At 63.5% G+C, this 230-nt stretch carries 1 protein-coding gene; it reads left to right on the forward strand.

Going from position 1 to position 230, the window contains the following annotated elements; translation table 11 throughout:
• On the forward strand, positions 1-230 hold a 230-nt coding region (locus tag SB764_RS45130; protein ID WP_410867452.1), incomplete at both ends, for an AMP-binding protein.

Here is a 230-nt window from a genome sequence, read left to right on the forward strand (position 1 = left end):
GTTTCCGGGACGAGCTCGCGGTAGCTGCCGGGGATGATGTCACCGTCCTGACGTACGGAGCCGGCAAAGGATTCGACGACGACGGCGACCTCGTCTCGCGCTGCGGCCACAAGAGCGGGAAGTTCACAGCAGTGGACACCTCCGCTGACGACGTTGCCCTATTGGGTCCGACCTCGGGCACCACCGGAGTGCCCAAGGTAACCATGCATTTTCACCGGGACATCCTGGTG

Origin of the sequence: Paraburkholderia sp. SIMBA_027, assembly GCF_046535315.1 — a bacterium.
Classification (GTDB): Bacteria; Pseudomonadota; Gammaproteobacteria; order Burkholderiales; family Burkholderiaceae; genus Paraburkholderia; species Paraburkholderia tropica.